We start from the raw sequence: 25,105 nt of genomic DNA on the forward strand, positions 1-25,105 counted from the left end.
TTTGGAAAAGAGCTTAAAATATAAAGGAGGTTTATACCATGGGATATCATGCAGGTGATTATGATGTAGTTGTTGTTGGTGCAGGCCATGCAGGGGTCGAGGCCGCCCTCGCTTCTGCGAGAATGGGTGCAAAAACGCTTGCTTTGACAATAAATCTTGATATGGTTGCTTTTATGCCCTGCAATCCATCAGTAGGCGGACCGGCTAAAGGAATAGTTGTGCGGGAAATCGATGCTTTAGGCGGAGAAATGGCCAAAAATATCGATAAAACACATATCCAAATGAGAATGCTGAATACAGGCAAAGGACCGGCTGTACGTGCACTGCGTGCTCAGGCGGATAAATTTACGTATCAGCATGAAATGAAGAAAACAATGGAAAATGAACGGAATCTTACAATGCTTCAGGGAATGGTCGACCGTCTTATCATTGAAGACGGAGAATGCCGAGGCGTTATTACTCAAACAGGTGCGGAATACCGTGCTAAAACAGTTGTTCTGACTACAGGCACATTTTTAAGAGGGAAAATTATTTTAGGTGAACTTCAATATTCAAGCGGACCTAATAATCAGCAGCCTTCTATTAAATTATCAGAGCATCTGCAGGAAATCGGGCTGGATATGGTCCGTTTTAAAACAGGAACACCGCCGCGTGTAAACAGTCATTCAATTGATTACAGCAAAACAGAAATTCAGCCAGGTGACGACGTTCCCCGCGCTTTTTCCTATGAAACGACAAAATATATTACCGATCAGCTTCCATGCTGGCTGACTTATACAAGTGAAGAAACTCATAAAATCATCGACGATAATCTTCATCGTTCGCCAATGTATTCAGGTATGATTAAAGGAACGGGCCCACGCTACTGTCCTTCAATTGAAGATAAGGTCGTCCGTTTTAATGATAAGCCCCGTCATCAGATTTTCCTTGAGCCAGAAGGCAGAAATACACAGGAAGTATATGTTCAGGGATTATCAACAAGTCTTCCGGAAGACGTACAGCGAAGAATTCTTGCATCCATACCCGGCCTTGAAAAAGTGGAAATGATGCGTGCAGGTTATGCGATTGAATATGATGCAATCGTACCTACTCAGCTATGGCCAACGCTTGAAACGAAAAAGGTTCCAGGTCTCTTTACAGCGGGACAAATCAATGGCACGTCAGGCTATGAAGAAGCAGCAGGACAAGGTTTAATGGCCGGAATTAATGCTGCCAGTAAAGCTCTTGGCAAAGAAGAAGTTATCTTGAGCCGCTCGGATGCTTATATCGGAGTATTAATAGATGATCTTGTCACAAAAGGCACAAATGAACCGTATCGTTTATTAACGTCCAGAGCGGAATATCGCCTGCTTCTTCGTCATGACAATGCCGACTTGCGTTTAACGGATATTGGACGTAAGATTGGACTTATCAAAGAAGAACGCTACAGCGCATTTTTGCTTAAAAAAGATGCAATTGAAGCAGAGAAAAAACGTCTGAACTCTGTCATCATCAAACCAAATGAGCAGACACAGGAATTAATCAGAAATGCAGGCGGCAGTGAACTGAAAGACGGAATCCGTGCATCAGATCTTATTAAACGTCCTGAAATGAATTATGAGCATATTCATGCTTTAGCACCGGCTGATGAAAATATTTCCGGAGAAATAGCCGAACAGGTTGAAATTCAAATTAAATATGAAGGCTATATTGAAAAGTCCCTTCAGCAGGTTGAAAAGCTGAAGAAAATGGAAAACAAAAAAATTCCGGAAAATATCGATTACGATGCGATTTCAGGCATCGCTTCAGAAGCACGCCAGAAACTGAAGGAAGTCAGACCGCTTTCAATGGCACAGGCATCCCGTATCTCAGGAGTTAATCCGGCAGATATATCCATCCTTCTCGTGTATATGGAGCAAGGAAGAATAGCTCGAGTTTCTAACGAATAAAGCAGATCAGAAAGGTTATGAGTATGGACATTTCTTTATTTAAATCCAGTCTTGAGGAAAAGGGAATCTCACTTTCCGCACAACAGCTGGGGCAATTTGAGACTTACTACGAATTGCTTGTAGAGTGGAATGAGAAAATGAATTTAACTTCGATTACAGAGAAAAAAGAAGTTTATCTTAAACATTTTTATGATTCTATTTCTGCTGCTTTCTATTTTGATTTTACAAAACCGCTCTCCATTTGCGATGTAGGGGCAGGCGCAGGGTTTCCCAGCCTGCCGATTAAAATCTGCTTTCCGCATCTGAAAATTGCGATAGTGGATTCTCTTCAAAAGAGAATTACATTTTTAGATCATCTGACGAAATCACTGAATCTTTCCGACGTATCTCTTTACCATGACAGAGCAGAAACGTTTGGGAAAAATAAAGCATTCAGAGAAACATATGACGTTGTGACGGCACGGGCTGTAGCGCGTTTATCTGTTTTGAGCGAGCTTTGCCTGCCGCTTGCTAAAACAGGCGGTCACTTCGTTGCAATGAAAGCTGCATCAGCTGAGGAAGAGATGATTAAAGCTGAAAAAGCAATCAGCACGCTTGGCGGCAAGGTGAAGGAAAAGTATGCCTTTGAGCTGCCTCTTGAGGAAAGTGAGCGCTCAATCATTATTATTCATAAACAAAAATCAACACCTGCAAAATATCCTCGTAAACCGGGTACGCCTAATAAACTTCCATTAGAATAGAAAAACATTAAGTGGAAAGTTCGTTCAGCATGCAGGAATATAGAGACTTGAAAGAGAATTAATATGATGGCAGTTTCTAAAGGTGGTGTAGGCTCATGAAGCATCCATTCTCTCGTTTTTTCGGTTTGGGAGAAAAAGAAGATACAGCAGAAAAAACAGCAGTAATTGAAACAGAAGAAATTGATGATTCAGTATTTGATGAGGTTAAAAAGATTTCCTTGGAGGAAATCGTGCCTAATCGCTTTCAGCCGCGTACAGTTTTTGCGGATGAAAAAATAGAAGAGTTATCGCTTACGATACGTACGCACGGGATTATTCAGCCGATTGTTGTACGTCAGGTTGATGGAAGATATGAAATTATTGCCGGGGAAAGACGGTTTAGAGCTGTCCAAAAACTTGGATGGGAAACAATCCCAGCTATTGTGAAGGATTTCAATGACACAGAAACAGCTTCTGTAGCTTTAATTGAGAACCTTCAGCGCGAGGAGCTTTCAGCGATTGAAGAAGCCGTTGCCTACGCAAAGCTGCTGGAACTTCACGACTTGACTCAAGAGGCCCTTGCCCAGCGTTTGGGAAAAGGACAGTCCACAATTGCCAATAAGCTCAGGCTGTTAAAGCTTCCTCAGGAAGTTCAGGATGCCTTGCTCCAAAAGAAAATTACAGAGAGACATGCAAGAGCACTCATTCCTTTGAAGAAACCAGATCCGCAAATCATACTGCTCTCTGAAATCATTGAAAAGCAGTTAAATGTCAAGCAAACAGAAGACCGCGTTGTCAAAATGCTTGAGAAAACCAGCCCAAAAGCTAAACCAAAACGCAAAGCATTCAGCCGGGATACCCGTATTGCGATGAATACCATCCGTCAATCTTTGACAATGGTGCAGGATACTGGCGTAAAAATAAATGCTGAAGAAGAAGAATTTGAAGAATACATTCAATTCACTATAAAAATACCAAAGTAGCTCTCTACCATTTAAGTAGAGAGTTTTTTCTTTTGGGAATATAAATGAAGATCAATGAATGTAAGCGCATTTTTACAAATTGCAAAAAAGTTCAAACCATTGGCAAAGTTTCATGATAAAATAGAGAGCATGTAGAGTTCATGTTTAGTGAAAGCAGGTGACATTGTGGGGAAAATTATTGCCATTGCGAACCAGAAAGGCGGAGTCGGAAAAACGACAACTTCCGTTAATCTTGGTGCGTGCTTAGCATATATAGGAAAACGAGTTCTTCTCGTCGATGTTGACCCACAAGGAAATGCGACAAGCGGTATAGGAATAGAAAAAGCCGATGTTGAACATTGTGTTTATGATATTTTAGTTGATGATGTCGATGTAACAGAAGTCATTAAGCCAACTGCTGTCGAAAATTTGGATGCAATTCCGGCTACAATCCAGCTTGCGGGTGCCGAAATTGAACTTGTGCCAACCATTTCTAGAGAAGTCCGTCTGAAACGTGCGCTTGAAAAAGTAAAACATAATTATGACTATATGATTATTGACTGTCCTCCCTCTTTAGGATTGCTGACAATCAATGCCTTAACAGCCTCAGATGCTGTGCTGATTCCTGTTCAATGTGAATATTATGCACTTGAAGGATTGAGTCAGCTGCTGAATACTGTGAGGCTGGTTCAAAAACATTTAAATACCGATTTAATGATAGAAGGCGTTCTTTTAACAATGCTTGATGCACGTACCAATTTAGGAATCCAGGTTATTGAAGAAGTCAAAAAATATTTTCGCGATAAAGTATACAAAACAATTATTCCACGAAACGTCCGTTTAAGCGAAGCACCAAGTCATGGACAGCCGATTATTATTTATGACCCGCGCTCAAGGGGCGCTGACGTATACTTAGAATTGGCAAAGGAAGTGGTTGTTAATGGCTAAAGGGTTAGGTAAAGGAATCAATGCTTTGTTTACGAATATGGAAGTAAGCAAAGACGAAACGCTGCAGGAAATTAAAATCAAAGATCTGCGTCCAAATCCTTATCAGCCCCGCAAAACATTTTTGCCAGGAGCGATTGAAGAACTGAAAGAATCCATCCTTCAGCACGGGATTCTTCAGCCGATTATTGTCCGTAAAAGTATCAAAGGCTACGAGATTGTCGTTGGCGAGCGCCGTTTTCGTGCAGCAAAGGCAGCGGGCCTCCAGGCAGTGCCGGCCGTTATAAGAGAGCTCTCAGAGCAGCAGATGATGGAGCTTGCCCTTCTTGAAAATCTTCAGCGCGAAGATTTATCTCCAATTGAAGAAGCAGCAGCCTACCAGTCCCTGCTGGATCATTTGCATATTACTCAAGAAGAGCTTGCGAGACGTCTGGGCAAAAGCAGACCGCATATAGCCAATCATCTAAGATTACTGTCCCTTCCTGAAGACATTCAAACACTTATTTCTGAAGGCAAGATTTCAATGGGCCATGGCAGAACATTGCTCGGACTGAAGAAAAAAGACAAGCTGAAGCCTTTAGCTGAAAAAATTATGAAAGAGCAGCTTAATGTCCGTCAAGTTGAGCTCCTCGTGCAGCAGTTAAACGAAAATGTTTCACGTGAAACGAAAAAGAAAGCAGGCAGTCAGGACATCTTCATTAGAGAAAGAGAATCCTACCTGCGTGAATATTTCGGGACTTCCGTTACGATTAAGCAGCAGAAGAAAAAAGGAAAAATCGAAATAGAATTTTTCTCAAAAGAGGATTTGGAAAGAATTTTAGAGTTGCTTGAAGCTGAGCAATCATCTTAAGCGGCCATCTGACAGAATAGATGGCTTCTTTTTATGTTTTAGAAAACGATAAAAATGTCCAGCTCCAGCACATGACTTACCTGCCGTAACAGGTGCGGACTGCTGGAGCTGAATAAGGGCTAGCGCTTTTAAGTGGAAAGAGGGATTTAAGTGGTGTTATTAGGCAGTTTAGTGAATGCAGCTGGGATTATCATAGGCTCCCTTTTAGGTTTATTGCTTCGCAGAATTCCGGAATCTATGAAACAAACAGTCATGACAGGCATAGGTCTTTTTGTGATGGTATTAGGCCTTGATATGGCACTGGAAAGTGAACAGCTTTTTATTGTAATTATCAGTCTTGTTTTTGGAGCGGTCATTGGAGAAGCGATTGATATTGAGAAGAAACTGCATCAAGTGGGTTATTGGCTTGAGAAAAAACTGAGCAAAAATCAGACCGGTGATTTTGCACAAGGCTTTGTGTCCGCTACCCTTATTTTTGTCATTGGAGCAATGGCAATTGTGGGATCTCTTGATAGCGGATTAAGACAGGATCATGATATTTTGTACACAAAGTCGATGATTGATGGTTTTACGAGCATGGTTCTTTCAAGCACGCTTGGCATCGGTGTTCTTCTTTCAGCGGTTCCTGTTTTCATTTATGAAGGCGCCATCGCATTGTTTGCGAATGTAATTCATCAGTATGTACCGGATTCTTTGCTTAAAGATCTGATTTCTGAGATTACGGCTGTTGGCGGGATCCTTATCTTTGCTATTGGAATCAATATGCTTGCTATAAAAGCAATCCGTGTAGCGAATCTGCTGCCGAGCCTGGCAGTTGTGGCAGTCATTATTGTTTTCATGAATATTGTTTAGTTGATGTTCACATCCTTGGCATGTTTAAGCCAAGAGCTCTTCGTCTTTAAAGAGATTTTTTTAAGTTCGATCTGCTGATCAGCAAGAATAATGCTTTTTGCAATAATAGAAGCCATTGTCATAACAAGATGCAGTCTTGTATTCTGCAGAACAAAGAATTCCATAAACCCGCTGACGTTGACGATTCCATTAATATGAATGTCTCCCACTTCGGGAAGCACTTTGTTTACACCTGCACCAGGCTTGATCGGACCCGCTCCAACCTGAAAAGTCCCTACACTTTTTAGTCTTCCAAGGCATGCATCAATAGCCAGGATGTACGGATTTTCGAACGTGAGTTCTATTTTTTGGATGGTTTCTTCAAGATTAACTGCATGGACAGGATGCTCGAGCGTTCCGTAAACATGAAAATGCTTGAGACCGGCATCAATAAGTTTAGTGCCTACTAATGGACCTAAACAATCACCGGTTGAGCGGTCTGTGCCAATACACAGGACTATGATTGGTTTCCGTACAGAAAGAAGGAGTTTCATTTCTGATGATAAATGTTCTGCCGCATGCTCATCTTCATAATAAATTCGGTCACGCTGCGGTTTTAAAAAGCCGGATTTAAAATTCATCATTTCACTCCTTCAATATAGTAGTAACAGTATACGGAAGAATATAGAAATCTATACATATTTAAGAGATAATAAGAGTTTTTGTTAAGCACTGTAAATTGCTTTAAAAAGTTGTTAAAATAAAACCTATCTTTATGATTGCAACGTGTATTTCTTTCTAAAAGAAAGGTTGATCTGATGTGGATTTTATAAATAAGCTTATCGATAAAATGGGTGCCTCGCTTCTTAACGAAGATTTATGGCTGGATTTTGGTCAAGGTCTGCTAAAGATTATTGGCATTATGATTCTTTCAACAATCCTTATTCGCGTTGGTAATGTCGTCATCGGGAAGATTTTCATGCTGAGAACAAAGTCGCCGCTCCGCATTTCAGAGCGCCGGGAAAATACCCTGGTCAAGCTGCTTGATAATGTTCTGACATACCTCGTTTATTTTGTCGCCCTGCTGATGATTCTCGAGACGCTGAGTTTTGATGTGAAGGCTCTGCTTGCGGGAGCGGGCATTGTCGGGCTTGCTGTTGGATTCGGTGCACAAAATTTAGTCAGAGACATCATTACCGGATTCTTCATTATTTTTGAAGATCAATTTTCAGTAGGCGACATGATTCGTGTCGGCCAATTTGAAGGAACGGTAGAAGAAATTGGACTTCGCACGACAAAAATCAAGAGCTGGACAGGGGAAATCAATATTCTTCCGAATGGAAATATTACGGAAGTGACGAATTTCTCGGTCAATAACAGCGTCGCTTTTGTAGATGTCAGTATCGCCTATGAGGGAGATATTCCGAAAGCGGAAAGAGTCATTGAAGATCTCTTGCTTGAGCTGCCGGATAAATATGATGAAATGGTTGCACCTCCTGAATTGCTGGGAGTGCAAAACCTTGGTCCGTCTGAAGTTGTCTTGCGAGTAGTCAGTGAAGTTCTTCCTATGAAGCATTTTCATATATCTCGTGTGCTGAGAAAGGAAATTAAGATGAGGCTTGATGAGCACGGCATTGAAATTCCATTCCCTCGCATGGTTATGTATACAAGGCAGGATGAAGGTGCTAAACAAAAGGAAAGGATGAGTGAATAGTGGACAAGGAATTTGGCATAAATGACGTTGTCGAAATGAAAAAACCTCATCCATGCGGTGCGAATCGCTGGAAAATCATCAGAATGGGCATGGATATCCGCATAAAATGCGAAGGCTGTGCTCACAGCGTGATGATTCCGAGACGGGATTTCGCCCGGAAAATGAAAAAAAGATTGGTCAAGCATGAAGAATAAATGTTTCATGGCTTAAAATTGGTTTATTTAGGGAGGAAACCTTGTTTTTCGGTTGGTTTCCTCCTTTTTTTAGTGGGTAAAAACAGATTTTAACCATTCATGACATCCCCTCTTAAGCTTGTCATTTCATGCGTTACTATCTATAATTGTTGAAGATTGGTTAGAATTCGGATTAATCGATTATATATTGTTCATATAGAGGAGTGGAAATAACCATGGCTTTAACCGCTGGTATTGTTGGACTTCCGAACGTAGGAAAGTCAACGCTTTTTAACGCCATTACACAGGCTGGTGCAGAATCTGCAAACTACCCGTTCTGTACAATAGATCCTAACGTAGGGATTGTAGAAGTGCCTGATGAGCGTCTTCAAAAGCTAACAGATCTTGTAAAACCAAAGAAAACAGTTCCTACTGCATTCGAATTTACGGATATTGCAGGGATTGTTAAGGGTGCAAGTAAAGGAGAAGGACTTGGAAACAAGTTTCTTTCACATATTCGTCAAGTAGATGCGATTTGTCACGTTGTACGCTGTTTCGCAGATGACAATATTACTCACGTTTCAGGAAAAGTAGATCCAATTGATGATGTTGAGACGATCAATCTTGAGTTGATTTTAGCGGATTTAGAGTCTGTAGACAAGCGTATTGAGCGTGTCGGCAAGCTTGCTAAGCAAAAAGACAAAGATGCTGTTTATGAGCACGAGGTTCTGTTAATGCTGAAAGATGCATTTGAAAACGACAAATCTGCCCGCTCAGTGGAATTCACGGATGAACAGATGAAAATTGTTAAGCACCTTCATTTGCTTACAAGCAAACCTGTTTTGTATGTAGCTAATGTATCTGAAGATGAAGTGGCTGATGCTTCCAATAATGAATATGTAAAAGCAGTTCGCGAATTTGCTGCAAATGAAAAAGCTGAAGTCATTGTTGTATGTGCGAAGATTGAGTCTGAAATTGCTGAACTTGACGGAGAGGAAAAAGAAATGTTCCTTGAAGAGCTTGGCATTGAAGAATCAGGTCTTGATCAGCTTATTAAAGCTTCATACAATCTTCTTGGTCTTGCGACATATTTCACAGCGGGTGTACAGGAAGTCCGCGCGTGGACATTTAAAAAAGGAATGAAGGCTCCGCAATGTGCCGGCGTTATTCACTCTGACTTCGAACGCGGCTTTATCCGCGCGGAAACAGTTTCCTATGAAGATCTGTTGAATGCAGGAACTATGGGAGCTGCACGAGAAGCCGGAAAAGTGCGTTTAGAAGGAAAAGAGTACATCGTAAAAGATGGCGACGTCATTCATTTCCGTTTTAATGTTTAATTCGGTTGCTTAAAGTCGTTTTGTTTGCTATAATTTAAACTTGTGAGTAATTGAATTGTTTAATTGCTCCTTGCCCGTTTAGGGCCGTTTAGACCAAAAGGAGGTGTAAGAGATGAATAAATACGAAATCATGTATATCATCCGTCCAAACATTGAAGATGAGGCTAAAAAAGCTCTAGTTGAGCGTTTCAACACAATCTTAGCTGACAATGGTGCGGAAGTTGAAGAAACAAAAGAGTGGGGCAAACGTCGCCTTGCTTATGAAATCAACGATTTGCGTGACGGTTACTACATGCTTCTTCAAGTTGCATCAAAGCCGGAAGCTGTTCAAGAATTTGACCGCTTAGCGAAAATCAGCGAAGACATCATGCGTCACATGGTAACTAGAAAAGAAGTGTAATTCATATAGATTAGATATCTTTAAAAAAGGATGATTCTGATGATGAATCGGGTTGTTTTAGTCGGCAGACTAACAAAAGATCCAGAACTGCGCTACACACCAGCTGGAGCAGCAGTTGCTACTTTTACATTAGCTGTAAACCGCGCCTTCACAAACCAGCAGGGTGAAAGAGAAGCGGACTTCATTAACTGCGTCGTATGGCGCCGTCCAGCTGAAAATGTTGCAAACTTCCTTAAAAAAGGAAGTTTGGCAGGAGTAGATGGACGTCTTCAATCGCGTAGCTATGAAGACCAGACTGGCAAACGTGTTTATGTAACCGAAGTGGTTGCAGAAAGCGTACAGTTTCTTGAACCTAAAAGCGGCAGTGGAAACAGCGGCGGCGGTGGCGGAAACAACAACAATTATTATGGCGGCGGCCAGGGTGGACAAGGCGGTCAGCAAAATCCATTCAGCCAAAATCAAAATCAGAATCAGCGTAATCAAGGCCGTTCGAACTTTGATGACGATCCATTCGCTAATGATGGAAAGCCGATTGATATCTCTGATGATGACTTACCGTTTTAAAACATATAGTACGAGCATCTCATAATGGAAGGAGGAAATAACTATGGCAGGCGGACGCAAAGGTGGACGTGCAAAACGTCGTAAAGTGTGCTACTTCACTGCACACGGAATCACTCACATCGATTACAAAGATGTAGATTTGCTTAAAAAATTCGTTTCTGAGCGTGGTAAAATCTTACCTCGTCGTGTAACAGGAACAAGCGCTAAATACCAACGTAAATTAACGATTGCTATTAAACGCTCTCGTCAAATGGCTTTACTTCCATACGTATCTGGCGAATAATAAGATGAAAAAGGCAGTGAGGATTCCTTGCTGCTTTTTTATTATTTTGAGATATATTTGCGGATTAAAGGATAAGTGTTCTGATCCATTTGATTTGTCACACACGGTTCATTTAAAATAAGCTTGGAAGTATAAAAGAGGTGAAACTGTGAAAAGGGTTAACGTACTGACAGAAGGTGCGATATTACTTGCGCTCTTTACTGTATTAACATTGATGACACTTTATCTGCCGCTGTTCGGGGCATTTTTAATGGTCTTTTTGCCATTGCCGTTTATCCTTTATACGGTGAGACATGGGATCAAAGCTGCGTTCACTCTAATGGCCGCTTCGATCTTTATTACGTTGATAGTTGGTTCTTTGTTTGCTTTGCCATTAACTTTAACATATGCCCTGAGCGGAATCGTGATGGGTTACTTTTATCAGAAAAGGCAAACAGCCGGCGCTTTGATCGGGGGCACAATTGCATTTCTTATCAGCTTTGTCGTCATGTATGCAGCCTCTGCGGCATTTTTTCAAATCGATCCAATTGAAGAAGCAACAGGCAGCATGAATGAAACGATTGATATGGCAAAATCAATGATGGCTGCAATTGGTCAAGAAGCAAATGAAGCAGCGATTAATCAATTAGAAGAGCAAATGAAGTACATAGGCTACTTAATTCCAAGTTTGCTTGTAAGTGTTTCCTTTATCTTTGCTTTACTTTCTCATGCTGTGACGGTTCCCGTTTTAAAAAGACTGAAAATCCAGCTGTTGCCGCTAAAGCCATTTCGAGAGTGGAAGCTGCCGTCAAGCATTGTCTGGTATTACTTGATTGTCAGTTTCTTATTATTTTTAAATCTCGATACAGGAAGCTTTCTTTATATTGCTGCTGTAAACTTGCTGTTTGTTCTGCAGGTGCTGTTAGTTGTACAGGGCTTCTCTTTTATTTTCTTTTACAGTCATGTGAAAAAATATTCGAAAGCTATACCTGTTATAGCGGTGATTCTTTCTTTGATTCTGCCGATCCTGATGTATCTTGTGCGAATCTTAGGTATAATTGATTTAGCTTTTAATTTAAGGGGTCGCGTGAAGAAATAGCACAATTGCGCATAAACTAGATTCATACAGTGCGCAGCAGGAGTAAGCCACAATCTTACGTATGTTTCACTGTTGTTTGAGGAGCTGAAACAAAAATGCCCAGTTTTTATGAAAAACCGTTTATCAGGTATCCCCTATTTGCCTTAATCGGACTGACCGCGATTGCCATCATCATTGTCTTTTATTATCAATGGATGCTCGGTTTAGCCTGCGTCTTTCTATTAGGCGGGATCTTATTTCTTTTGAAAATTGCCGATAAAAAGCTTAAAAGTGCGATGGAAACCTACATTTCTACTCTCTCTTACCGTTTGAAGCGGGTTGGAGAAGAAGCTTTAATGGAAATGCCAATCGGAATTATGCTATTTAACGAACATTACCATATTGAATGGACAAATCCGTTTCTGACATCCTGCTTTCATGAAGACACATTGGTCGGCAGGTCGATGTATGATGTAGCCGAGTCACTGGTACCCCTTGTGAAGCAGGAGGTTGATACGGAAACGATTACTCTTCACGAACGGAAGTTTAAAGTCATCATCAAGCGCGAGGAAAGACTGCTGTATTTCTTTGATGTAACGGAGCAGACAGAAATTGAAAAGCAATATGAGGATGAGCGCACAGTGCTTGCCCTTATTTTTCTGGATAATTACGATGAAGTCACTCAAGGCCTGGATGATCAGACTAAAAGTACCATTAATAGTCAAGTAACCTCATTGCTGAATAAATGGGCTACAGACAATGGCATCTTCCTGAAAAGAACGTCATCAGAGCGGTTCATGGCCATTCTCAATGAAAATATTTTAATAAAGCTTGAAAAAGGAAAGTTTTCGATTCTTGACGAAGTAAGAGAACAGACGACAGTTCAAAATATATCCCTCACATTGAGCATCGGTATAGGCTCCGGTGTGCCGTCTCTTACTGAGCTTGGGGATTTGGCTCAATCAAGTCTTGATCTCGCATTAGGACGCGGCGGAGATCAGGTTGCCATTAAGCAGACGAACGGAAAAGTGAAGTTCTATGGCGGCAAGACGAATCCGATGGAAAAAAGAACGAGAGTGCGTGCAAGAGTTATCTCTCATGCGCTGACTGAAATTATTTCAGAAAGCGACAAAGTCATTATTATGGGGCATAAATACCCTGATATGGATTCAATAGGCTCAGCCATCGGCATCCTGAAAGTAGCTCAGGTGAACGAAAAAGAAGGCTTTATTGTTCTTGATCAAAATGAGATTGATACAGGCGTGCAGCGGCTGATTCAGGAAGTAAGGCAGCATTCAGACTTGTGGTCCCGTTTTATAACAAGAGAAGAAGCTCTGGAAATCTCAACAGATGACACCGTTCTGATTGTTGTGGACACCCATAAGCCTTCACTTGTCATCGATGAAAAGCTGCTGAATAAAGTGGACAATGTTGTTGTGATTGATCATCATCGCCGGGGTGAGGAGTTTATAAAGGATCCATTGCTCGTTTATATGGAGCCTTATGCATCTTCTACAGCAGAGCTTGTGACAGAACTCCTGGAATATCAGACAAAACGTTTGAAAATGAACATGATTGAAGCGACATCCTTGCTCGCGGGCATTATAGTCGATACAAAAAGCTTTACTCTCAGAACGGGTTCCCGTACATTTGATGCAGCCTCTTATTTAAGATCTAAAGGCGCTGACACGATTCTCGTGCAAAAATTCATGAGAGAAGATATTGATCACTATGTAAAGCGGTCAAAGATCATTCAAAATACCAATATGCTTAAAGATGGCATCGCCATTGCAAAATCAGATGCTGATTCAGAGGACTATTTTGATCAGGTCATCATTGCTCAAACAGCAGATACGCTCTTGGCAATGAGCGGTGTGGTGGCGTCATTCGTTCTTGCAAGAAGAAATGAGCACACAATCGGCATCAGTGCCCGTTCCCTTGGGGATATCAATGTGCAGCTGATCATGGAAGCCTTAGACGGCGGAGGTCACCTCACAAATGCAGCTACACAGCTTGAGCATGTATCGCTGCTTGAAGCGGAAGAAAGATTAAAACATGCGATTGAAGAGTATTTAGAAGGAGGAACTAAGTCGTGAAAGTTATTTTCTTGAAAGATGTAAAAGGTAAAGGGAAAAAAGGGGAAGTTAAAAATGTAGCTGACGGCTACGCACATAACTTTTTAATTAAACAAGGACTTGCGATTGAAGCCAATCAGGCAGAAATAAGCAAGCTTCAAGGCCAAAAGAAAAAAGAAGAAAAAGAAGCAGCAGCAGAGCTTGCAAAATCTGTGGAGCTAAAAGAAACGCTTGAAAGCTTAACGGTTGAGCTTAAGGCGAAATCAGGAGAGGGCGGCCGCTTATTCGGATCCATTACAAGCAAGCAAATTGCTGATGAGCTGCTGAAATCCCATGGCCATAAAGTGGATAAACGTAAAATTGATCTTCCAGATGCAATCCGTGCTCTAGGTTATACAAATGTGCCGGTAAAACTTCATCCGGAAGTAACAGCCACTGTTAAGGTGCATGTAACAGAACAAAAATAATCATATTTAAAATGTGATGTGTGAATGGATGCTGCTTTTCTTTTCGCAGCATCACATTTTTTCTTTTTAGAGAAATAGAGCTGCAGAGCCTTACTCCTCAGTCAGAACGGACTGCCTGAAGGAACTGACCAAGGCGTGCTCAATTTTAATTAAATCAAAGAAGGACGGTGATCATCATGAATGAAATGTTTGATGATCGGATTCCCCCGCAAAATATCGAGGCGGAGCAAGCTGTACTCGGAGCGATTTTTCTAGAACCCGCATCTTTAATCACCGCTTCTGAAATTCTGATTCCAGAAGATTTTTACAGAGCATCTCATCAGAAGATTTACAATGTGATGCTGAAGCTTGCGGATAAAGGGGAACCTGTTGATTTAGTAACAGTAACCTCTGAGCTTGCGGATGCCAATTTATTAGAGGAAATCGGCGGAGTATCTTATTTAAGTGATTTGGCAAATGCGGTCCCGACTGCTGCCAATATCGAATATTACGGAAGAATCGTAGAAGAGAAGTCGATTTTGCGGAGATTGATCCGAACAGCTACAACGATTGCTCAAGACGGTTATTCCCGTGAAGATGAAGTGGATGTTTTATTGAATGAAGCAGAAAAAAACATCATGGAGGTCTCACAGCGGAAAAACGCGGGAGCTTTCCAGAATATTAAAGATGTTCTTGTTCAAACGTACGATAACATTGAATTGCTCCACACAAGAAAAGGCGACATTACCGGAATAGCTACGGGCTTTACAGAGCTCGACAGAATGACAGCGGGATTTCAGCGAAATGATCTGATTATCGTAGCTGCCCGTCCGTCTGTTGGTAAGACCGCTTTTGCCTTGAATATCGCGCAAAACGTGGCCACGAAAACAGATGAAAACGTCGCGATCTTCAGTCTTGAGATGGGGGCAGATCAGCTCGTCATGAGGATGCTTTGTGCAGAAGGCAATATTAATGCCCAGAATTTGCGTACAGGCAACTTAACTCCGGAAGACTGGGGCAAGCTCACCATGGCGATGGGAAGCTTGTCGGATTCAGGTATATTTATTGATGATACACCAGGTATCCGGGTAAGCGAAATCCGTGCAAAATGCCGGCGCCTCAAACAGGAAAGCGGTCTTGGCATGATCCTGATCGACTATCTGCAGCTGATTCAGGGAAGCGGACGAAATAAAGATAACCGTCAGCAGGAAGTATCTGAAATTTCCCGGACACTTAAGTCGCTCGCAAGGGAATTAAAAGTGCCTGTTATCGCCTTATCCCAGCTATCACGCGGAGTTGAGCAGCGTCAGGACAAGCGTCCTATGATGTCAGATATCCGTGAATCAGGAAGTATCGAGCAGGATGCGGATATTGTTGCTTTCTTATATCGTGATGATTACTACGATAAGGAATCCGAAAATAAAAATATCATCGAAATTATCATTGCAAAACAGCGTAACGGTCCAGTCGGTACGGTCAGTCTTGCTTTCGTAAAAGAATACAATAAATTCGTTAACCTGGAACGGCGATTTGATGATGCCGGCGTTCCGCCAGGTGCTTAGAGCTGTCGCTGCAGACAGCTTTTTTTTGTGGAGATAGCTGATGATAAGCGATGATGGGGGATTTATTTAGGGGGATATTGCAGTGAATTGAGTTGTAGAGCACTTTTCTCAGTGTTGCGCCCTCATAATGTGCTGCAAACTCGGTTATGACACACTTTTATAAGAACAGATCTCCATTTGTTGTTATAGCTACAATTGTCAAACGTTCTTCAAAGTACGGCACACATCCTTCCCTCTGGAATGAAACCCTAAAACGAGGGGAATCTATGTAAAGATGAACAAAATCATTCGCAATTACGATATATTACGAACGAAATTAAAATGTAATCTTATTAATGTTCGTCTTTTCGTTGACTTTCGATTCATTTGCTGGTAAAATTAGCTTGTTTGATCGTGCGAAAAGAGAAAGAGTTGCAAAAAACCGGAGGTGCACATTAATGTCTTCAGTAGTAGTAGTTGGAACACAATGGGGAGATGAAGGTAAAGGAAAGATTACCGACTTCCTTTCAGAAAATGCAGAGGTTATCGCTCGTTATCAAGGCGGGAATAACGCTGGACATACGATAAAATTTAACGGTGAAACATATAAGCTCCACTTAATTCCATCAGGTATCTTTTACAGTGAAAAGACCTGTGTAATCGGCAATGGAATGGTAGTAGACCCGAAAGCTCTTATTACGGAGCTTGCTTATCTTCATGAGCGCGGAGTAAGCACAGAAAATCTTCGCATCAGCAATCGTGCGCATGTTATTCTTCCTTATCATCTAAAACTTGATGAAGTGGAAGAAGAACGCAAAGGCGCCAACAAAATCGGTACGACTAAAAAAGGGATCGGCCCTGCATACATGGACAAAGCAGCACGCGTAGGAATCCGCATTGCTGACTTATTGGACCGTGAAGCTTTCGAAGAAAAATTAACTAGAAACCTTGAAGAAAAGAACCGCATGCTTGAAAAGTACTACGAAACAGAAGGATTCACGATTGAAGAAATCCTTGATGAGTACTATGAGTATGGTCAGCAATTCAAGCAGTACGTTTGCGACACAGCTGTTGTCTTGAATGATGCTCTTGACGGAGGCAGACGCGTATTATTTGAAGGTGCTCAGGGCGTTATGCTTGATATCGATCAAGGTACGTATCCATTTGTTACTTCTTCAAACCCGGTAGCGGGAGGAGTAACAATCGGTTCTGGTGTAGGACCAACGAAAATCAACCATGTTGTCGGTGTTTCTAAAGCATACACAACACGTGTTGGAGACGGCCCATTCCCTACTGAACTCGATAACGAAATCGGACATCATATCCGCGAAGTCGGCCGTGAATATGGTACAACTACGGGCCGCGCACGCCGCGTAGGCTGGTTTGACAGCGTTGTTGTCCGTCATGCACGCCGTGTCAGCGGAATTACAGACTTATCATTAAACTCCATTGATGTTTTAACTGGCATCGAAACATTGAAGATTTGTACAGCATACAAATACAAAGGCGAACTCATGGAATCTTTCCCTGCAAGCCTTAAAGTACTTGCTGAGTGTGAGCCTGTCTATGAAGAGCTTCCAGGCTGGACAGAAGACATCACAGGCGTCCGCGACCTTGGTGAGCTTCCACAAAACGCACGCAACTACATCGAGCGTGTATCACAGCTTACAGGCATCCCTCTTTCGGTATTCTCAGTGGGACCTGACAGAACACAAACAAACGTTGTAAGGAGCGTATATAGCTAAGCAAAGGATCGAAAGGGGCTTGCCTCCTTTCGTTTTTTTAATAGTAACAGAATTTATAGTTGTTATGCTTCAATGGCAAGTGGAAACGCCCTGCAAAACCGAAAAACGGTATATGGGGTAAGAAAACGCCCGAATGGTACCCTACAAAACCGAAAAACGATATGGGAGGGTAAGAAAGCGCCCGAATCGTACCCTACAAAACCGAAAAACGATATGGGAGGGTAAGAAAGCGCCCGAATCGTACCCTACTAAACTGAGAAACGGTAATGGAGGGTAAGAATGCCACGGATCACTTCTCCTAAGGAATGAAAGAAGAGAATACCTCGCATTTCCATTGGATTCTTATCTGCCTATCGGATTTGAACAAGGCGCATGCGCTTTACTTAGATTTCAGAGCCGAAAAAGTCTTTTACCAGCAGACTTAGGGAATTCGAAGATATTTAGAAAGTGATCGATATAAGTTTCTATTTATTTAAATAGTGACTCTTTCAGTATTTCCTGCCGTACCCCTATAACGAGTTTCTTTATATTAAATAATTTCCTTGTATTTCCGCGAATCATGAATTATAATAGTAAAGGTCCGGTGTTAAACAACGTTTTACATAACATTGTGAAAAGAATACATAAACATGGCTCGGTAGCTCAGTCGGTAGAGCACGATGGAATAAACTGCGAAGCATTCACATCAGCGCACAAATTGAGCCGCTTCTTGGCTAATCTTTCTGAGATTTGGGCGAAGGTCCCAAGAACAAAACAACATTATACTACATACTTAAACATGGCTCGGTAGCTCAGTCGGTAGAGCAAAGGACTGAAAATCCTTGTGTCGGCGGTTCGATTCCGTCCCGAGCCACTCAAAAAAGACATGATCCTTATAGGATGCATGTCTTTTTATTTTGTGACTTTTGAGCATGAGAAATTCTGCTTATATGGGCATATATTGACAAGAAACAGTAAATTATGTCACCAATAATACAGAAATGTTACATTTTGCAAAATGACTAGGTAATTGTCTGATAATATGCTAATTTAATATAGTGGTAAAAAAATAGAATTTTGTCGAAATAGAACTATTTGCTTATAAAATGATAGATAAAGTACTTAGCAGTGGTTAATTGGGAGGAAATTAAATCGTGTTTAAGCGCATAAATGGATTCGTTGGAAACAACGTTCAATATACAAAAAACAGCATAATGAAGAAAGCTTTTTTTAGTTTGGGATTTGCCGGAGCACTGTCGTTTGGCATTGGATCTGCATCTGCGGAAGAAAAGCTTGAAACGGTATATCATGTTTATTTAGATGGAGAAAGAATTGGTACAGTCGACAGTCAGCAGTTAATTGATGACCTTTCAAAGCAGAAAGTTGAAGAGGCCAAAGAGAACTATAAAGATTATCAATTAACGGTTGAAGAAATTGAAATAATCCCTGAGCAAATGTTTCGTCCTGTTTCAAACAACGAAGAAACAGTAAATAAGCTGAATGAAGAAATGGATGTTGTAGCAGAAGCTGCATCCATTAAAGTAGACGATCAAAACGTTGCTTACTTCAAAAACAAAGAAGAAGCTGAAAGTGTATTGAACAAATTTAAAGGCAAATATGTTTCCGAGGACGTTTTAAAGCAGCTGGATATGATGAAAGATTCCACCGTCCCTCTGCAGCCTCTTAAAGAAAATCAATCACGTATATTAGACGTTTCCTTTTCTGATAAAGTTTCAGTTTCAGAAGAAAAAGTTTCTCCTGATAAGCTGATTACGGCCGAGGAAGGCTTAAAGCTTCTAGAAAAAGGAACACTTGAAGAGAAAAAACACAAAGTCGATGGTGCCGATGTCCTCAGTACAGTAGCTGCTGAATATAAACTTACTGTAGAAGAACTTCTTGCACTCAATCCAAGTTTAGAAGATGAAGATGTCATTAAACCTGGTGACGAACTGAATGTAAAAGAGTATAAACCATTTACAAATGTTCTTGTAAAAGAAGAAGTATCTAAGAAAGAAGCAATTGCCTATGAAACAGAAGTGATCGAAGATTCTTCTATGTTCAAAGGCGATAAGAAAACGAAGCAAGAAGGCAAAGACGGTCAAAAGCTGTTAAATTATATTGTTTTTAAAGAAAATGGCAATGAAGTGAAACGCGATACAACAAAGGATGAAACACTGACTGAGCCGGTAAAAGAAATTATCGTTAAAGGCACGAAAGTCGTTCCTTCACGCGGTAACGGATCTTTAGCATGGCCTGCTGTCGGCGGAACTGTAACAAGCAAGCTTGGAACTCGCTGGGGCAAAATGCATAAAGGAATAGATATCGCAGGTGTAAGTGATCGTACGATTAAAGCTGCCGATAATGGGAAAATTGTTTATGCAAGAAACTCAGGAGCCTATGGAAACAAAGTCGAGATTGACCACGGCAATGGCATGAAAACAGTTTACGCACATCTAAACTCTATTTCTGTCTCTGTAGGTCAAACCGTATCTCAAGGCCAAAAAATCGGTGTAATGGGATCTACTGGACGTTCAACAGGCGTTCATTTACATTTCGAAGTTTACCAAAATGGAAACTTGAAAAACCCGCTCAATTACTTGAAAAAATAACCTCTAGCTTTGCTAGAGGTTTTCCTTATTTCAGCTCGGCAATATGCCGAGTTTTTGTCTTTACTGAATGAAATAATTTTTAGTGGTTAGTTTTCAGTGAGTGCATGATGAACCTCTTTTCACGCTGCAGCTGTTTCACCGCAGCACATTTAGGAAATAGCTAAAAAGAAATACGCCTTGAAAAGGTGAATCTGTTTAGTAGAAGTGGTAAATTAAGAATAAGGAAAGAAACACCTTATGTAAAAGGGGCGATTGGCCATGGAAAAGAAGATCTTAGTTGTTGATGATGAAAAGCCGATTGCAGACATTCTGCAATTTAACTTAAAAAAAGAAGGCTATGAAGTATTTTGTGCCTACGATGGAAATGAAGCAGTCGAAATGGTAGAAGAAATTCAGCCTGATCTCATCCTTTTAGATATTATGCTCCCGAATAAGGACGGAATGGAAGTTTGCCGTGAAGTCCGAAAAAAATATGAAATCCCCATTATCATGCTCACAGCGAAAGATTCTGAAATCGATAAAGTGCTTGGACTTGAACTGGGAGCAGATGACTATGTCACAAAGCCTTTCAGCACCAGAGAGCTTTTAGCACGTGTAAAAGCGAATTTAAGAAGATTGCAGGCTCTTCCTCCAGAACAGCAATCAGATAAAAATGAAATTGAAATCGGCTCATTAACGATTCATCCGGATGCCTATGTCGTCTCTAAACGCGGTGAAACGATTGAACTGACTCATCGTGAGTTTGAGCTGCTTCATTATTTAGCTAAACATATTGGACAAGTCATGACGCGTGAACACCTCCTTCAAACCGTTTGGGGCTATGATTATTTTGGTGACGTCCGGACTGTAGATGTGACCGTGCGCAGACTTAGGGAGAAAATCGAAGATAACCCGAGTCATCCGACATGGATTGTGACACGAAGAGGTGTCGGGTATTACTTGCGAAACCCTGAACAGGAGTAGGTTTCATGAATAAAGTAGGTTTTTTTAGATCGATCCACTTCAAGTTTGTAATGGTTTATGTGCTCCTGATCATGATTGCCATGCAGATCATTGGAGTTTATTTTGTGCAGCAGCTAGAAAGATCTTTAACGGAAAACTTTAATACCTCCATTACACAAAGAATTAATTTTATTAATTACAGCATTGAACAGGAAATGACGAAAGAACGGACAGAAGATCCATCTGGCACCCTTCCTACGCTTGAGGAAGACATCACAGCTATATTAAAGGACTTTGCAAAGGATGAAATCCAGGAAATCAGAGTCATTGATAAAAATAGCCGCGTGATTGCTACTTCAGATCCTAATAATAGCGATATTATTGGAAAACGGACGACAGAAGTTCTTGTAAAACGGACGCTTGTATTCGAAAAACCGGATGAAAAAGTCTATATAGAACGCGACACAAGCAGGCGTGTATGGGTTTCCTCAACTCCTATTAAAAATATTGACCAAGAAACCATCGGAGCATTGTATCTTGTAGCTTCGATGGAAGAAGTATTTTCTCAAATGAGGGTTATCAATGGAATCTTAGCCACTGGAACCGGTATTTCTTTGGCAATCACAGCAGCGTTAGGTGTTTTTCTTGCGCGTACGATTACTAGGCCAATGTCTGATATGAGAAAGCAGGCAATTGAGTTATCCAAGGGTAATTTTTCAAGGAAAGTTAGAGTTTACGGCGAGGATGAAATTGGCCAGCTTGCAATTACGTTTAATAATCTGACAGATAAACTTGAAGAAGCTCAGGCCTCTACTGAAGGAGAACGTAAAAAGCTGGCATCGGTTATTGCGCATATGACGGATGGCGTCATCGCAACGAACCGAACTGGGGAAGTCATTTTGGTCAATAATCCAGCCTTGGAAATGCTTAACGTTTCACGTGAAACCGTTTATGAGGTGCCGATTACGAAAATACTCGGAATTGAAGATGAGTATACGTTTGATAGTTTAATTGAGCAGCAGGACTCCCTTATTTTAGATGCAAGCACTGAGGATAAGCCATACATCCTGAGAGTAAACTTCTCCGTTATTCAAAAAGAGCAAAAACGAAATAATGGTCTGATTGCTGTCATTTATGATATTACGGAACAGGAAAAAATTGATGAGGAAAGACGCGAATTTGTAGCTAACGTATCTCATGAACTAAGAACGCCGCTTACGACGATGCGAAGCTACCTGGAAGCACTTGCCGATGGAGCCTGGGAAGATAAAGAAATTGCTCCTCAGTTTTTAAACGTCACTCAAAATGAGACAGAACGGATGATTCGTCTTGTGAATGATTTGCTGCAGCTTTCAAAGCTTGACAGCAAAGATTACCGGATCAATAAAGAATGGATTAACTTTACTAATTTCTTTAGTCAAATTATTGACCGGTTTGAGATGACTAAGGAACAGCACGTGACCTTCTTGCGTAAGCTCCCAGAGGAAAAACTCTATGTGGACATTGATCCCGATAAGATTACACAAGTGCTGGATAATATTATTTCAAATGCTCTCAAATATTCGCCAGAGGGCGGTCTGATTACATTTAAGGTTGAAGTGCAAGAGGATAAGCTTCAAATCAGCGTGACAGACCAGGGAATGGGAATTCCAAAAGGAACCGAGAACAAAATATTTGAGCGGTTTTACCGTGTGGACAAAGCGCGGACGAGAAAGCTCGGAGGAACAGGTCTCGGCCTTGCTATCGCAAAAGAGATGATTGGCGCGCATGATGGGAAAATATGGGCAAAAAGTGTGGAAGGCAAAGGAACAACGATTTTGTTTACTCTTCCATTTACCCGGGATCAAGAGGATGATTGGGATGAATCGTGAACAAGCAAAAACAGTCATATTAGTGCTGCTTGTCTGCTGCAGTGTGTTTTTTACGTATAACCTGTGGACCTTTAAGCCTAACTATGACTTTATACAAAATAGCCAGTATCTAGAAAATGCACCTATCAGTCAAGTGAAAAACGAGCCGGCTAACGTGATCCGTCCCTATCAGATGTTTGTCCATCAAAATGCCGAGCATTACGGAACGTTTAAAGCTGAAAATATTGATTTCCTGTGGAATCAGCTGCGAAACTGGAATATCAACGAAGTGAAAAATGTTTCAAGCAGATACACATCTGATCAGCTTGATGAGTGGCTGAATGGGAAAAGCGAATCGAAAAAAATAGAATTTGTTTTCAGCGACAAAATTCCGTTTGAAATCTTTCAATCTATCTTTCAATATAAATCGCAAAAAACCATCTACTCTTCTTTTGACCGGATTGTCCTGCCTCAGGCAAAAGCCAATCAGCCGCAAAAAATTATTTTTGTTTCTGTCGAACAAAGACTTGTATATGAGGCATCTATCAGCAATGAGAATGCAAGAAACATCATTGCTTCCATCATTGAAAAAAAGGAAAACTTGGATCCATACATTTCGATCGATCTTTTAGAAGATAAGAACTTGCTTCTGCCTGAGGGCAAGATTGAATTGAATCAGATGAAGTATATTATTAATTCGATCAGCGGTGAGAATTTCAAACAGGCGCTCTTTACAAATCCAAGCTATGTAAGAAGAGAAATGAAGCCTACACAAAACGTCTATACAGACGGAACAAGCCTGCTGACCGTTTACCCAAGCCAGGAGAGATTAAGGTTTGTCAATCCGACCATCGATCCGAGCATGTTTATTGAACGGGGAAAAGCTATGAAGCAAAGTATAGAGTTCTTAAATAATCATGGCGGCTGGACAGATGAGTACCAGTTTTACAATATGGATTCCGACAGCCAGCTCGTCTCATTTCGTCTGATGGTTGACTCTATTCCCGTGTTTGAAAATAACACAAATACGTTTGGACCTACTGAGATTTCGATGCGATGGGGAAATAACGAAATTGCGACCTATTTGCGCCCTCTCTATGATTTGGATGCAGAATTTGTTCCAAATGCAGTGAAAATGCCAAATGGCAAAGAAGTCATGAATCTGCTTGAGCAGAGAAAGACGATTGAAAAAGAAAATGTGAAGCGGGTATTTCCTGCTTATGAAATGTCTGCAACAGCAGAGCCGAGAATTGTGGCCGTTAAACCGTACTGGTACGTAGAAACCGAAAGCGGCCAATTCGTTAAGCTGCAGGCAGGAAATGATACGCTTGGAGGTAACAGCGATGGATTGGAGTAAGACGAAATCCATTTTTATACTGGCATTTCTCGTTCTGAATACGTTTTTAGCGATTCAATATTTTAATATTATCATTACAAACAGCAGGTATGATGTGATTCAAAAAGCAACAGTTGAAGAACAGCTTGCAGCTGAGGGAATTACTTATGGAGAGCTTCCTAAAGGGAATGAAAAAGGTGCTTACATTACAGCTGAAAGCAAGGTTTTCTCTGAGGAAGAATTGAAGGCTTTATCCAATCAGGAGATTCTTAATGTTGATCATAACTTCACCGGATTAAAAGCTGAATTTGAAAAGCCGATTGGACTTCCTGAGACCAATACCCAGAGCAAATTGAATCAGATTGTCCGCGAGAACATCCTTTACGGAGATCAATATGCGCTGTGGAAGACGGATAAGGTAAAAAATACAATCGTCTATATTCAAACATATAATGATAGAATGGTCTTTCAGGACCTTTCTACTGACCAGAACATCGGGATGCTGACCCTTTATTTAAATGATAAGAATCAGATTGTCAGCTATGAGCAGACCATGCTTGAAAATATTGAGGATCTGGAAGAAAGACAGGACACCCTCCCTGCCCTTAAGGCACTGGAGGCTCTCTACAATAAAAACGATTTAAAGCCAAATAGCAAAGTAACAGAGGTGCAATTTGGCTACTATACACCTTTTCCCTTATCAGGAGAACAGATATTGGCACCGACATGGCATATCGTTGTGAATGAAAAAGAGGATTATTACGTAAATGCATTAGAAGGACAAGTGATCCGTTCTAATGAAAAATTGGAGTGAGAAAC

23 protein-coding genes and 1 tRNA gene are annotated in these 25,105 nt (G+C 41.0%); 23 read left to right on the forward strand and 1 reads right to left on the reverse strand.

Features of this window, described 5'->3' with window-relative positions:
• Positions 1–38 precede the first annotated feature (38 nt).
• The 6 genes from mnmG to GJU41_RS08465 all read left to right on the forward strand — a co-directional run bounded on the left by mnmG (position 39) and on the right by GJU41_RS08465 (position 6,256).
• On the forward strand, positions 39–1,928 hold the full coding sequence (gene mnmG / locus GJU41_RS08440; protein WP_070878912.1) for a tRNA uridine-5-carboxymethylaminomethyl(34) synthesis enzyme MnmG: 1,890 nt from the start codon (positions 39–41) through the stop codon (positions 1,926–1,928).
• Positions 1,929–1,951: 23 nt separating this feature from the next.
• Positions 1,952–2,668, forward strand: a complete 717-nt coding sequence (gene rsmG / locus GJU41_RS08445; protein WP_070878911.1) for a 16S rRNA (guanine(527)-N(7))-methyltransferase RsmG — start codon at positions 1,952–1,954, stop codon at positions 2,666–2,668.
• Between the two features lie 95 nt (positions 2,669–2,763).
• Positions 2,764–3,630, forward strand: coding sequence for a nucleoid occlusion protein (gene noc, locus GJU41_RS08450; protein ID WP_070878910.1), 867 nt, complete (start codon positions 2,764–2,766; stop codon positions 3,628–3,630).
• 165 nt (positions 3,631–3,795) lie between these two features.
• Entirely contained in the window at positions 3,796–4,557 is a 762-nt protein-coding gene (locus GJU41_RS08455) for a ParA family protein (RefSeq protein ID WP_070878939.1), read from the forward strand.
• Positions 4,550–5,404, forward strand: coding sequence for a ParB/RepB/Spo0J family partition protein (locus GJU41_RS08460; RefSeq protein ID WP_154318361.1), 855 nt, complete (start codon positions 4,550–4,552; stop codon positions 5,402–5,404). The genes GJU41_RS08455 and GJU41_RS08460 overlap by 8 nt, the downstream gene beginning before the upstream one ends.
• Positions 5,405–5,554: 150 nt before the next feature.
• Positions 5,555–6,256 carry a DUF554 domain-containing protein gene (locus GJU41_RS08465; RefSeq protein ID WP_070878908.1) on the forward strand — a complete coding sequence of 234 codons (702 nt, stop codon included), beginning with the start codon at positions 5,555–5,557 and terminating at the stop codon, positions 6,254–6,256.
• Here the strand turns inward: GJU41_RS08465 and yyaC are convergent.
• Positions 6,253–6,876: a spore protease YyaC gene (gene yyaC / locus GJU41_RS08470; RefSeq protein ID WP_070878907.1), complete on the reverse strand. Its 624-nt coding sequence runs from the start codon at positions 6,874–6,876 to the stop codon at positions 6,253–6,255. The genes GJU41_RS08465 and yyaC overlap by 4 nt on opposite strands.
• Positions 6,877–7,085: 209 nt before the next feature.
• Here yyaC and GJU41_RS08475 point away from each other — a divergent pair, with 209 nt between their 5' ends.
• From GJU41_RS08475 to GJU41_RS08555, 17 genes are all read left to right on the forward strand, one after another.
• Positions 7,086–7,949 carry a mechanosensitive ion channel family protein gene (locus GJU41_RS08475; RefSeq protein WP_083328353.1) on the forward strand — a complete coding sequence of 288 codons (864 nt, stop codon included), beginning with the start codon at positions 7,086–7,088 and terminating at the stop codon, positions 7,947–7,949.
• Positions 7,946–8,143 (forward strand): DUF951 domain-containing protein, encoded by a 198-nt coding sequence (locus GJU41_RS08480; RefSeq protein ID WP_070878905.1) that lies wholly within the window; start codon positions 7,946–7,948, stop codon positions 8,141–8,143. Before GJU41_RS08475 ends, GJU41_RS08480 begins: the two co-directional genes overlap by 4 nt.
• Before the next feature lie 215 nt (positions 8,144–8,358).
• On the forward strand, positions 8,359–9,459 hold the full coding sequence (ychF, locus tag GJU41_RS08485; protein ID WP_070878904.1) for a redox-regulated ATPase YchF: 1,101 nt from the start codon (positions 8,359–8,361) through the stop codon (positions 9,457–9,459).
• A 112-nt stretch (positions 9,460–9,571) separates the two neighbouring features.
• Complete coding sequence (gene rpsF, locus GJU41_RS08490) at positions 9,572–9,859, forward strand: 30S ribosomal protein S6 (protein ID WP_070878903.1); 288 nt, start codon at positions 9,572–9,574, stop codon at positions 9,857–9,859.
• 39 nt (positions 9,860–9,898) lie between these two features.
• The gene (gene ssb, locus GJU41_RS08495) at positions 9,899–10,423 is read left to right on the forward strand and encodes a single-stranded DNA-binding protein (protein WP_070878902.1); all 525 of its coding nucleotides are present in this window, start codon (positions 9,899–9,901) and stop codon (positions 10,421–10,423) included.
• Between the two features lie 43 nt (positions 10,424–10,466).
• The gene (rpsR, locus tag GJU41_RS08500) at positions 10,467–10,706 is read left to right on the forward strand and encodes a 30S ribosomal protein S18 (protein ID WP_029282950.1); all 240 of its coding nucleotides are present in this window, start codon (positions 10,467–10,469) and stop codon (positions 10,704–10,706) included.
• A 148-nt stretch (positions 10,707–10,854) separates the two neighbouring features.
• Positions 10,855–11,784, forward strand: coding sequence for a YybS family protein (locus tag GJU41_RS08505; protein ID WP_070878901.1), 930 nt, complete (start codon positions 10,855–10,857; stop codon positions 11,782–11,784).
• A gap of 95 nt (positions 11,785–11,879) precedes the next feature.
• A complete protein-coding gene (locus GJU41_RS08510; RefSeq protein ID WP_070878900.1) occupies positions 11,880–13,859 on the forward strand; it encodes a DHH family phosphoesterase in 1,980 nt (659 codons plus the stop codon).
• Entirely contained in the window at positions 13,856–14,305 is a 450-nt protein-coding gene (gene rplI, locus GJU41_RS08515; RefSeq protein WP_070878899.1) for a 50S ribosomal protein L9, read from the forward strand. The genes GJU41_RS08510 and rplI overlap by 4 nt, the downstream gene beginning before the upstream one ends.
• A gap of 176 nt (positions 14,306–14,481) precedes the next feature.
• The gene (gene dnaB, locus GJU41_RS08520) at positions 14,482–15,846 is read left to right on the forward strand and encodes a replicative DNA helicase (RefSeq protein ID WP_070878898.1); all 1,365 of its coding nucleotides are present in this window, start codon (positions 14,482–14,484) and stop codon (positions 15,844–15,846) included.
• A gap of 437 nt (positions 15,847–16,283) precedes the next feature.
• On the forward strand, positions 16,284–17,570 hold the full coding sequence (locus tag GJU41_RS08525) for an adenylosuccinate synthase (RefSeq protein ID WP_070878897.1): 1,287 nt from the start codon (positions 16,284–16,286) through the stop codon (positions 17,568–17,570).
• A 780-nt stretch (positions 17,571–18,350) separates the two neighbouring features.
• Positions 18,351–18,423: transfer RNA gene (locus GJU41_RS08530), tRNA-Phe, on the forward strand.
• Between the two features lie 280 nt (positions 18,424–18,703).
• Entirely contained in the window at positions 18,704–20,158 is a 1,455-nt protein-coding gene (locus GJU41_RS08535) for a peptidoglycan DD-metalloendopeptidase family protein (protein WP_224771387.1), read from the forward strand.
• A gap of 258 nt (positions 20,159–20,416) precedes the next feature.
• A complete protein-coding gene (gene yycF / locus GJU41_RS08540) occupies positions 20,417–21,121 on the forward strand; it encodes a response regulator YycF (protein WP_070878896.1) in 705 nt (234 codons plus the stop codon).
• A gap of 5 nt (positions 21,122–21,126) precedes the next feature.
• Positions 21,127–22,971 carry a cell wall metabolism sensor histidine kinase WalK gene (gene walK, locus GJU41_RS08545; RefSeq protein ID WP_154318362.1) on the forward strand — a complete coding sequence of 615 codons (1,845 nt, stop codon included), beginning with the start codon at positions 21,127–21,129 and terminating at the stop codon, positions 22,969–22,971.
• Positions 22,961–24,307: a YycH family regulatory protein gene (locus tag GJU41_RS08550; protein ID WP_070878894.1), complete on the forward strand. Its 1,347-nt coding sequence runs from the start codon at positions 22,961–22,963 to the stop codon at positions 24,305–24,307. Before walK ends, GJU41_RS08550 begins: the two co-directional genes overlap by 11 nt.
• Positions 24,294–25,100, forward strand: a complete 807-nt coding sequence (locus tag GJU41_RS08555; protein ID WP_070878893.1) for a two-component system regulatory protein YycI — start codon at positions 24,294–24,296, stop codon at positions 25,098–25,100. Before GJU41_RS08550 ends, GJU41_RS08555 begins: the two co-directional genes overlap by 14 nt.
• The last annotated feature ends 5 nt before the right edge of the window (positions 25,101–25,105 follow it).

This window comes from Metabacillus idriensis, assembly GCF_009674765.1.
Lineage (GTDB): Bacteria > Bacillota > Bacilli > Bacillales > Bacillaceae > Bacillus_P > Bacillus_P idriensis.

Coding starts and splice junctions, on each gene's coding strand:
- yycF (WP_070878896.1), top strand. CDS start 20,417: ATGGAAAAGAAGATCTTAGTTGTTGATGATGAAAAGCCGATTGCAGAC.
- GJU41_RS08525 (WP_070878897.1), top strand. CDS start 16,284: ATGTCTTCAGTAGTAGTAGTTGGAACACAATGGGGAGATGAAGGTAAA.
- mnmG (WP_070878912.1), top strand. CDS start 39: ATGGGATATCATGCAGGTGATTATGATGTAGTTGTTGTTGGTGCAGGC.
- walK (WP_154318362.1), top strand. CDS start 21,127: ATGAATAAAGTAGGTTTTTTTAGATCGATCCACTTCAAGTTTGTAATG.
- GJU41_RS08550 (WP_070878894.1), top strand. CDS start 22,961: ATGAATCGTGAACAAGCAAAAACAGTCATATTAGTGCTGCTTGTCTGC.
- yyaC (WP_070878907.1), bottom strand. CDS start 6,876: ATGAATTTTAAATCCGGCTTTTTAAAACCGCAGCGTGACCGAATTTAT.
- GJU41_RS08510 (WP_070878900.1), top strand. CDS start 11,880: ATGCCCAGTTTTTATGAAAAACCGTTTATCAGGTATCCCCTATTTGCC.
- noc (WP_070878910.1), top strand. CDS start 2,764: ATGAAGCATCCATTCTCTCGTTTTTTCGGTTTGGGAGAAAAAGAAGAT.
- dnaB (WP_070878898.1), top strand. CDS start 14,482: ATGAATGAAATGTTTGATGATCGGATTCCCCCGCAAAATATCGAGGCG.
- GJU41_RS08460 (WP_154318361.1), top strand. CDS start 4,550: ATGGCTAAAGGGTTAGGTAAAGGAATCAATGCTTTGTTTACGAATATG.
- rsmG (WP_070878911.1), top strand. CDS start 1,952: ATGGACATTTCTTTATTTAAATCCAGTCTTGAGGAAAAGGGAATCTCA.
- GJU41_RS08555 (WP_070878893.1), top strand. CDS start 24,294: ATGGATTGGAGTAAGACGAAATCCATTTTTATACTGGCATTTCTCGTT.
- ssb (WP_070878902.1), top strand. CDS start 9,899: ATGATGAATCGGGTTGTTTTAGTCGGCAGACTAACAAAAGATCCAGAA.
- rpsF (WP_070878903.1), top strand. CDS start 9,572: ATGAATAAATACGAAATCATGTATATCATCCGTCCAAACATTGAAGAT.
- ychF (WP_070878904.1), top strand. CDS start 8,359: ATGGCTTTAACCGCTGGTATTGTTGGACTTCCGAACGTAGGAAAGTCA.
- GJU41_RS08475 (WP_083328353.1), top strand. CDS start 7,086: ATGGGTGCCTCGCTTCTTAACGAAGATTTATGGCTGGATTTTGGTCAA.
- rpsR (WP_029282950.1), top strand. CDS start 10,467: ATGGCAGGCGGACGCAAAGGTGGACGTGCAAAACGTCGTAAAGTGTGC.